Source organism: Streptomyces milbemycinicus, from assembly GCF_002154605.1.
In the GTDB taxonomy this organism is placed as follows: Bacteria; Actinomycetota; Actinomycetes; order Streptomycetales; family Streptomycetaceae; genus Streptomyces; species Streptomyces milbemycinicus.
This window is the reverse complement of the sequence record NZ_MUNE01000162.1, coordinates 1-9,017: the sequence shown is the minus strand read 5'-3', so window position 1 is coordinate 9,017 and position 9,017 is coordinate 1. Positions and strand designations below refer to the sequence as shown.

The window sequence follows — 9,017 nt, the reverse complement described above, 5'->3', positions numbered from 1 at the left end:
CCATCAAGCGGCGCCCACCTGGCCGACATGGCGTAAAGCTACGGATCGTTCTTCAATCTGTCTGACGTGGGCGAGGAGTACCGGCCGTTCCCAGGCCTGGATGGCGAACCCGCGGACCTCAGATTCGTACGGTTCACGGCCAAGGTGCCTCATCGAGTCCGGACTCGATGAGCATCTTGGCCGTGAACCGTACGAATCCGAGGTCCGCGGGTTCGCCATCCAGGACTGGGAACGGCCGGTACTCCTCGCCCACGTCAGACAGATTGAAGAACGATCCGTAGCTGTACGCCATGTCGGCCAGGAGGGCGCGGCTTGATGGCGACAAGCGCGATACGGCCGCGCGAGCATCGGAAAGGATGCTCGCGCCGGCACCGAGCGGGTCGGGTCGGACACACAGAAGCGTCGTGTAATCCGGAGGCTGCGTCGCATTGACCAAGTCCATGTGAAATGCGTTGTACCCCGTACCGGTGGACAGGCCGGGATTGGCGTCGAGATTGGTCCCGATCTCCTTCCACAGCGGCCACCGCTGGAAAGGCTGGAAAGGGATCGCCACCTCGGCGAGAATTGCCGTTGCTAAGTGTAGGAACTGGTCCCCGATCCCCAGCGCCTGAGCGATGTTCCGCAGGCGCACTACGGCGTATCCGCCAGCGGCCCCGCTCAGCATGTCGAGAAGGGGCCCCCGGACTTCATCGAACAGCGGAGCTGAATCCAGTTTGACCCGGTACCGCTCGATCGTGGAATCTGCCAGGAAGGCGCCCTCCACGCTCCAAGCAGGAAGCGTCCTTCCGATCTCGATCAGATCTTCTTCCAGCTCTCTCGGCAGGTCGATGAAGCCGTCCCAGTCAGCACTCGCGATCTCGGGCATCGTACTGTTCCTTTCTGCGGATCCACTTCGCCCGGCTGGGCGAAGCGTTGGGTTTGGTGCAGTGCTCCCGCCCCGGGCGGCGGGCATGTGAACGAGTCGCCTTCCGCTACCTACGCACGTGTGTAGGTGGTGGCGGGCGAACCCGCCCCCTGCCGGGGCTCGCCGGAATGGACCAGAAACCACGGCCTCATCCGGCAGGGGACGGGGTCTAGCTAGCGGTTCGACGGGGATGCGGAGCAGACGCACGGTTGGGCACGGCGGTGCTGTGCTCGGAAGCCGGTGGGCCAGCGTGCAGAGAGCTCACGAGGGGCCATCTCCCGCCTTGTCGCGAAGGCTGATGATGTGCTCAATCTGGCAGGCGTACAGCTCCAGTTGAGCGGAGGTAAGGATGAGGACGGCCTCGCTGATCCCGCCGTCCTCGTAGTGCACGGCGACGGGCATGGCGCCCTGGCGGGCCCGATGGTCGAAGACCACATCCCGTTTCGCGGGAGTGATGTGGGTGACCTGAGCCGGGACCGGCCGCAGGGTCGTTCCGTCGGCCGGTGCGGACCACTCGCCTCCGCCGCCGGGCGGGCGCAAGTGGTAAGTCGTAGTTCCTGGCTGGGGCAGGGCGACCACGACCCCGATCCGCCCGTCCTGGGCAGTGTCGCGGGCAAGGTCGCCAAGTCGCGGATAGAACGGGGCCGCTGTGCCTAACTGGGCGCCCTGAGAGGGGAGATGAGGGGCTGTGCGTCCTGTCATGCTCTCGAAGCTACGAGCGCGTCAGGAGCCCAATATGAATCGCAGGAATACGACCCTCATCCGTCCAGGTGGAAGCGGTCGGACATGCGCCGCAGCCTCTCGCGCGTCGCGGCCCGCTCGGCGTAGACGATGCTGCGCAGCGTGGATCGGGCGATGGGGTGATTGCGAACCAGTTGAGGGGCGATCCGCTCGGCGGTCTCCAACTCGGACAAGGCGCGGTCCCGGCTTCCATCCCACAACCATGCGCGAGCCAAGTCCATGTGATGGTGTCCTTGGCGCGAGTTGGGCAGGCTGCCGACCAACTCGGGGCTCGTGCGACGGTCTATCGCGAGAGCCTTGGTCTGGTCGCCGGTCTCCAGCGCGACGCTGATGGCGTGGATCTGGACGTTGCCGGGGGAGAACGTCACCGAGTGCCGGTCGTAGACCGGCGGGCCCTGGTAGGCGCTCATACGCTCGGCAGCGTCACGCGCATGGCTGATGCGGTCTTCAGCTTCCGAAGCCCGGTTGCCCCGCGCGGCAGCGACCGCAGCACGGAGCTGAAGCGAACCCCACATACGCAAGGCAAGCGGCTCGCCTTGGTCGTAGCTGTCCTGGATGCTGGTGAGGGCCTTATCCGACAGGGCGAGGGAATCGGCCCAGTCTGCGGTGGCCCACATGTCCCAGACGCGCATCCAGTCGGCCAGCGCGGGCATCACGGGGTCGCCGGACAGGCGGGCGGACCAGGCAGCACGTTCAGCGGCCATAGCGATCAGTTCGGGGTGCCCGAGTGCGTGTGCGGCTGTGTGCGCGAACTTGCATGCGACCGCGTATACCGCGTAAGCCTCTTCTCGTTCGTGTCCTGCGGCCAACTCGGCAAGGGCGCGGGCCTCCCGCAACAGATCCGGCAGCACACCCAGGATCGCTACGTTGGCCGCCGCATCACGGAGACGGTGGAGCCGGGCCAACTCGCGCCACAGCTCACTGGAGAGGCGCGGGGTTCCGTCGAAAACCGGCGCAAGGTCATAGCGCCGCAGCTCACGCAGGATGGACGTGGCAGCGACCTGCCACTGATTCTCGGCCGGGCTGCTCGTGTACGGTCGTCCGATCAAGTCGTTGGGGTGCACGTGCAGCTCGGTTGCGAGCAAGTTCAGAAGCCCCACGCGGTCGATCTCGATCAGACCGCGCTCCATCTTCGATACCCAGCCCTGAGTCTTACCGAGAGCAGCGGCCAAGTCGGCCTGCGGCATTCCGAGCCGGAGCCGCGCCCGGCGCACACGGCGCCCGATCTCCTCAGCCTCTTCCAGCATCAGCGCACTCCCCACCTGGTCGCAGGCCGACGACGGTACTCAATCACTCGGCAGGGCATCACAGCTCCATCCGTTCAGGCGCATCACCCCAAAACGGTACCCAGGCTGAAGGGCCCACGCGGAGTGAGTTCGGCCCATCCTCCCGAGTCCTGCCGCATCCGGACGCCTGAGAGCGCGCGGGAGGCGCTGGGGCCGGGCAGCCCCGGCGGTAGGGCCCCGCACCCGGCGCAGTAGGGGGAAGCCCCCTACCCCTTGCGTCCCACCCCCGCGTAGATCCACAGATCCCGCGCGTCCGCCTCCGCCCGCTCCCGCTCGGTCTCCGGCTTCCAGCGGTGCGGCATCACCACGCCCGGCTCGATGAGCTCCAGGCCGTCGAAGAAGGCCGTGATCTCCTCGTGGGTGCGCCCCTGCACATGGATGCCGCTTGCGCGGTAGAGGTTGGTGACCGCGTCGGAGAGGCCGGGGCGGGGGTCGATCGCGCCGTGGGAGAGGACGAGATAGCTGCCCGGCGCCAGGGGGGCCAGCAGCCGCTGGACGATGTCGTACGGCTTCTGGTCGTCGCCGATGAAGTGCATGAGCGCGTTGAGGGACAGCGCGACCGGCTCGCTGAGATCCAGCGTGGCGTGCAGCTCCTCGGCGGCCAGGATGGCCTCGGGGTTCTTGACGTCGGCGTGGAGGTAGGCGGTGCGCCCCTCGGGGGCGGAGAGCATCAGCGCCTGTGCGTGGGCCAGGACGATGGGGTCGTTGTCGGCGTAGACGACCCGGGAGGCTGGGGCCGCCTGCTGGGCCACCTGGTGCAGATTGGGCTGGGTGGGGATGCCGGTGCCGATGTCGAGGAACTGCCGGATGCCCGCCTCGGTGGCCAGCCAGCGGGTCGCGCGGTGCATGAAGGCCCGGTTGGCGCGGGTCCACGGGATGACGTCGGGCCAGACGACCTCGACCTGTTCTGCGGCCCGGGTATCGACGGAGTAGTGCGTCTTCCCGCCGAGGAAGTAGTCGTACATTCGAGCCGAGTGCGGCTTGCTGGTGTCGATTTGGTCCGCGCGAAAACCATGGCCGGTCATGAAGCCCACATTACTGGTCAGTTGGCGTGAGAAGTGAGCAACTTTCTTACCCGGAAAGAATCGTTGGGTCACCGAAGCTCTTGTGAATGATCAGTGAAGATCGTACGGTTGCTCCCTGTCGGGCTCCGCTGCCGCATGCCCGCGGCCGGGCCCTCTCAGTCCTGTGGGGGGACAGATGCGTAAGCGCACTACCTTCGCCATGCTCGCCGCCACCACCGCACTGGGCGGTCTGGCTGCCCCGGCGGCGCAGGCGGCAAAGATGGACGGATCAGGCGACACCACGATCACAAACGTCACGGTCGACGGCGCGGGGAAGATCGCCGTCGGGACGACGGGCGCCAAGACCTTCAAGGTCGCGGTGGTCGCGAAGGACGACTCGGGCATCAAGCGCGCCGAGCTCTACCTGGACGGGCCGTCGTACGGCTACCTCCAGCCGGACGCCAAGGTGACCTGCGTCGCCTCGGCCACGGACGCCACCACCTCGACCTGCACGGGGACCTTTACCATCGACCCGGAGATCGACTTCGCCGACAACACCCCGGCCGGCACCTGGTATGTCAACGCGTGGGTCGATGGCAAGGACGGTGACTACTTCACCTCCGACCAGGCCGGCTCCTTCACGGTGCAGCGGCTGTCCAAGCTGACGGTCGACGCCTCGCCCGAGCCGGTGAAGAAGGGCAAGCCCCTCACCGTGACCGGCGCGCTGACCCGCGCCAACTGGGAGACCGGTGCCTACTCGGGCTACACCAACCAGCCCGCGCAGCTCCAGTTCCGCAAGCGGGACAGTGACACGTACACCACGCTCAAGACGGTGAACACGGGCAGCCGTGGGGCGCTGAACACGACCGTCACCGCCACGGAGGACGGCTGGTACCGCTGGACCTTCGCGGGCACCTCGACCACCCCGCCGGCCACGGCGGGCGGGGACTTCATCGACGTGCAGTAAGACGTGCAGTAGCAGTAAACGTGCAGTAAGCGGCCTTGGGCCGAGGGCGCTCAGGTCTCGCGGGAGCGTCGGATGGCCGCCTCGCGGGTGCGGACGTACCAGATGCCGATCAGCCCCAGGCCGCCGCCGGCCAGGCAGGTCCACAGCCACCACAGATGGCCGTGGTCGTCGTACCAGCCGTAGAAGGGCAGCTGGACCAGGAAGAGGACGAACCACACGATCGTGCCACCGGTGATCGTCGCGACGACATTGCCCTCCAGGGGCGCCGGGGCCTCGTGCTTGGGGGTCCACTTCGTCATGCGCACAGCTTACGGGCCGGGTGTGGGGCGGCGAGAGCGCCGTCCCCCACCCGGCCCGCTCGTCTCCGGGCTCCGGGATCGGCCCCGGGATCGGCGCGGGGGTCGGCGCGGGGGCGGCGTCGGGTTTGGCACCGGGATTGGCGTTTTTACACTTCATGTATTCATACTGAATCGGTCCGGGTCTGGCTGGATTGTCTTGTCTGATCATCCAAAATGGCCTGTTGGTTATGTTCACGCACCTCTGAGGTACTTCATGTCCCCCTCGGCCACCGCGCCGGCCGACGCCAAGCAGCAGGCTCCGGCACCCCCCAGAAACGGCCTGGACAGGTTCTTCCGGATCAGCGAGCGGGGGTCCTCCATCTCCCGGGAGGTCCGCGGCGGTCTGGCGACCTTCTTCGCGATGGCCTACATCATCGTGCTCAACCCGATCATCCTCGGGAGCGGCGAGGACAAGTTCCACCATCACCTCGACAACGCCCAGCTGGTCACCGCCACGGCCCTGATGGCCGGTCTGACCACCCTGCTCATGGGGGTCATCGGCAACGTCCCGATCGCGCTCGCCGCCGGGCTCGGCATCAACGCCGTGGTCTCGCTGCAGCTCGCGCCCAAGATGAGCTGGCCGGACGCCATGGGCATGGTGGTCCTCGCGGGTCTGGTGCTGATGCTCCTGGTGGCCTCCGGGCTGCGGCAGCGGGTGATGGACGCGATCCCGGGCGGGCTGCGCCGCGCGATCGCGATCGGCATCGGGCTGTTCATCGCCCTGATCGGCCTGGTCGACTCGGGCTTTGTCACCCGTAACCCGGACAAGGCCAACACCACCGTGCCGATGGGCCTGGGCATCGAGGGCAAGCTGCAGGGCTGGCCGGTGCTGATCTTCGTGGCCGGGCTCGCGCTCACCTTCGTCCTGGTCGTCCGCAAGACGCGCGGTGCGATCCTCATCGGCATGGTGACCATGACGGTGGTCGCGGTGGTGATCAACGCCGTGGCCGATATCCCGGGCGGGAGCTGGGGGCTGACCGTCCCCGAGCTGCCGGACAAGGTGGTCGCCACCCCGGACTTCGGCCTGATCGGTCAGGTCAGCCTGTTCGGCGGCTTCCATGAGGTCGGCATCCTCACCGGCTGTCTGTTCGTCTTCACCGTGCTGCTGTCCGGCTTCTTCGACGCCATGGGCACGATCATCGGCGTCGGCGAGGAGGCCGGGCTCACGGACAAGCGGGGCCAGCTGCCGGGGATGGGCCGGATCCTGATGGTGGACGGCGTCGCGGTCGCGGGCGGCGGCTTCGGCTCGGCCTCGGCCAACACCTGCTTCGTGGAGTCCACGGCGGGTGTCGGAGAGGGTGCCCGTACGGGCTTCGCGAACGTGGTGACCGGCGGGCTCTTCCTGCTCGCGCTGGTCTTCACCCCGCTGGCCAAGGTCGTCCCGTCGCAGGCGGCGACCCCCGCGCTGGTGGTCGTGGGCTTCCTGATCATGGCCGCGAACGTCAAGGAGATCGACTGGAGCGACTTCACGATCGCGGTTCCGGCCTTTCTGGCCATGATCTCGATGCCGTTCACGTACAGCATCACCAATGGGATCGGCCTCGGCGTGCTGTCGTATCTGCTGCTGCGGTTCGCGACCCGGCGGATGCGGGAGGTGCCCTGGCTGCTGAGCGCGGTCGGGCTGTGTTTCCTCGTCTACTTCCTGCTGCACCCGATCCAGCAGGCGCTCGGGTCCGGCTGACCCCGGCACACAGACGTACGGGCGCGCTGGTGGGGCCTAGGGGGCCCGGCCGTAGAAGCGCTCCGTCTCGTCGACGGACGTCTTGAAGCGTTCGTCGAAGTCCTCGCGAATGAGCGTCCGGATGACATAGTCCTGGACGCTCATTCCGCGTTTTGCGGCATGCTCCCGGACCCGGTCCAGCAGCTCGCCATCGATCCGTAGGCTGAGCACTTTCGATCCCGTGGGCGATCCCATGCGGCCAGGGTCCCCGTGACATGCGTCTCGCTGCGTCACTTTCCGGAACTTACTCACTCGTATGGGTGAGCCTGTTACCGGGTCGTCATGCAGGTTTCATTAGACGAGGTAATGAGTTATGCTAAAGACCATGCCGGATCTGTCCCATGGTGGCACCGAGGACACAGCCGCCGTGAACGCACTGCGATCCGCCGTGATGCGTCTGTCGCGACGGCTCAAGCACCAGCGCGTCGACGAGTCGCTCAGCCCCACCGAGATGTCCGTACTGGGCACGCTGGCCCTGTGCGGCTCGGCCACCCCGGGCGAGCTCGCCCGTAAGGAGCATGTCCAGCCGCCCTCGATGACCCGCATCGTGGCGCTGCTCGAGGCCAAGGGACTGGTCAGGCTGGAGCCGCATCCGGAGGACCGGCGGCAGAAAGTCGTCTCGCCGACCGAGCGGGCAGAGGCCATGCTCGAAGAGAGCCGGCGCAGGCGGAACGCCTGGCTGGCCGAGCTGGTCGGCGGGCTGACCGAGGAGGAGTGGGCCGCGCTTCGCGCCGCCGCGCCGGTCTTGGAGAAGCTCGCGCAGATGTAAGAGGAAACGAGCCGCCTAGGAGGCGAACGCACTTTGAGTACGGGACCCGGAGCAGACTCCGCACCCGCACCCCATACCGACCCCGTGACCGACCCCACTGGTGCCGCCGCAGCCGGGCGCACCAGGGGCGGGACCTTCAGCTCCCTGAAGATCCGCAACTACCGGCTGTTCGCCACGGGTGCGGTGATATCGAACACCGGCACCTGGATGTCGCGTATCGCCCAGGACTGGCTCGTCCTCAGCCTCACCGGCTCCTCCACCGCGGTCGGTATCACCACCGCGCTGCAGTTTCTCCCCATGCTGCTCTTCGGCCTGTACGGCGGCGTCATCGCCGACCGCTACCCCAAGCGGCGGCTGCTCGTGCTCACCCAGGCCGCGCTCGGGCTGTGCGGGCTCGCGCTCGCCGCGCTCACCCTCAGCGGTCTTGTGCAGGTCTGGCATGTCTATCTGATCGCCTTCCTGCTCGGCATGGTCACCGTCGTCGACAACCCCACGCGGCAGGCGTTCGTCGTCGAGATGGTCGGCCCCAAGGACCTGCGCAACGCGGTCAGCCTGAACTCCGCGAACTTCCAGTCCGCCCGGCTGGTGGGCCCGGCGGTCGCCGGTGTGCTGATCACCGCCGTCGGCAGCGGCTGGGCCTTCCTGCTCAACGGGCTGTCGTTCGCCGCCCCGCTCGTCAGCCTGCTGATGATGCGCCCCGCCGAGCTGCACAAGGTCGAGCGCGCGCCCCGCGGCAAGGGACAGCTGCGCGAGGGGCTGCGCTATGTCGCCGGGCGCCCGGACCTGATCTGGCCCATCGTGCTGGTCGGCTTCATCGGCACCTTCGGCTTCAACTTCCCGATCTGGCTCAGCGCCTTCGCCGACGGCGTCTTCGACGCGGGACCTGGCACCTACGGCCTGCTCAACTCGCTGATAGCGGTCGGCTCGGTGACCGGCGCGCTGCTGGCCGCCCGGCGGACCACGACGAGACAGCGGGTGCTGGTCGGCGCGGCGCTGATGTTCGGCCTGCTGGAGATCGCGGCGGCGCTGTCCCCGACCTTCTGGCTGTTCGCCGCGCTCATGGTGCCGATCGGAATCTTCTCGCTGACCTTCAATGTGACGGCGAACTCCAGCGTCCAGCTGGCGACCGACCCCGCGATGCGCGGGAGGGTGATGAGCCTGTTCATGATGGTCTTCGTGGGCGGCACCCCGATCGGCGGCCCCCTGGTGGGCTGGCTGACCGACACCTACGGCGCGCGGGTGGGCTTCGCCGCGGGCGGTCTGATCTCCGCGGCGAAGCCCACCCGCG

Annotated in this window: 10 protein-coding genes; 4 read left to right on the top strand and 6 right to left on the bottom strand. The window is 67.6% G+C overall.

What is annotated here, in order from left to right; genetic code table 11:
• Positions 1-133: 133 nt before the first annotated feature.
• The 4 genes from CCN51_RS14630 to CCN51_RS14615 form a co-directional block, all read right to left on the bottom strand.
• Positions 134-865 (bottom strand): TauD/TfdA family dioxygenase, encoded by a 732-nt coding sequence (locus CCN51_RS14630; RefSeq protein WP_086859615.1) that lies wholly within the window; start codon positions 863-865, stop codon positions 134-136.
• 300 nt (positions 866-1,165) lie between these two features.
• Positions 1,166-1,606: a hypothetical protein gene (locus CCN51_RS53275; protein ID WP_055413962.1), complete on the bottom strand. Its 441-nt coding sequence runs from the start codon at positions 1,604-1,606 to the stop codon at positions 1,166-1,168.
• A 56-nt stretch (positions 1,607-1,662) separates the two neighbouring features.
• Complete coding sequence (locus CCN51_RS14620; RefSeq protein ID WP_014177495.1) at positions 1,663-2,892, bottom strand: helix-turn-helix domain-containing protein; 1,230 nt, start codon at positions 2,890-2,892, stop codon at positions 1,663-1,665.
• Between the two features lie 245 nt (positions 2,893-3,137).
• On the bottom strand, positions 3,138-3,956 hold the full coding sequence (locus tag CCN51_RS14615) for an SAM-dependent methyltransferase (RefSeq protein WP_043490628.1): 819 nt from the start codon (positions 3,954-3,956) through the stop codon (positions 3,138-3,140).
• 175 nt (positions 3,957-4,131) lie between these two features.
• On the opposite strand from CCN51_RS14615, the gene CCN51_RS14610 reads away from it, so the two are divergent.
• Complete coding sequence (locus CCN51_RS14610) at positions 4,132-4,902, top strand: calcium-binding protein (protein WP_086859613.1); 771 nt, start codon at positions 4,132-4,134, stop codon at positions 4,900-4,902.
• 50 nt (positions 4,903-4,952) lie between these two features.
• On the opposite strand, the gene CCN51_RS14605 is transcribed toward CCN51_RS14610, so the two are convergent.
• Complete coding sequence (locus CCN51_RS14605; protein ID WP_014177492.1) at positions 4,953-5,201, bottom strand: DUF2530 domain-containing protein; 249 nt, start codon at positions 5,199-5,201, stop codon at positions 4,953-4,955.
• Positions 5,202-5,454: 253 nt separating this feature from the next.
• On the opposite strand from CCN51_RS14605, the gene CCN51_RS14600 reads away from it, so the two are divergent.
• A complete protein-coding gene (locus CCN51_RS14600; protein WP_014177491.1) occupies positions 5,455-6,921 on the top strand; it encodes an NCS2 family permease in 1,467 nt (488 codons plus the stop codon).
• Between the two features lie 36 nt (positions 6,922-6,957).
• Here CCN51_RS14600 and CCN51_RS14595 read toward each other — a convergent pair whose 3' ends face one another.
• Complete coding sequence (locus CCN51_RS14595) at positions 6,958-7,155, bottom strand: ribbon-helix-helix protein, CopG family (protein ID WP_014177490.1); 198 nt, start codon at positions 7,153-7,155, stop codon at positions 6,958-6,960.
• Between the two features lie 130 nt (positions 7,156-7,285).
• On the opposite strand from CCN51_RS14595, the gene CCN51_RS14590 reads away from it, so the two are divergent.
• On the top strand, positions 7,286-7,729 hold the full coding sequence (locus CCN51_RS14590; protein WP_014177489.1) for a MarR family winged helix-turn-helix transcriptional regulator: 444 nt from the start codon (positions 7,286-7,288) through the stop codon (positions 7,727-7,729).
• A 33-nt stretch (positions 7,730-7,762) separates the two neighbouring features.
• Positions 7,763-9,017: MFS transporter (locus tag CCN51_RS14585; RefSeq protein ID WP_107425986.1), on the top strand; the 1,255-nt coding region annotated here is incomplete at its 3' end.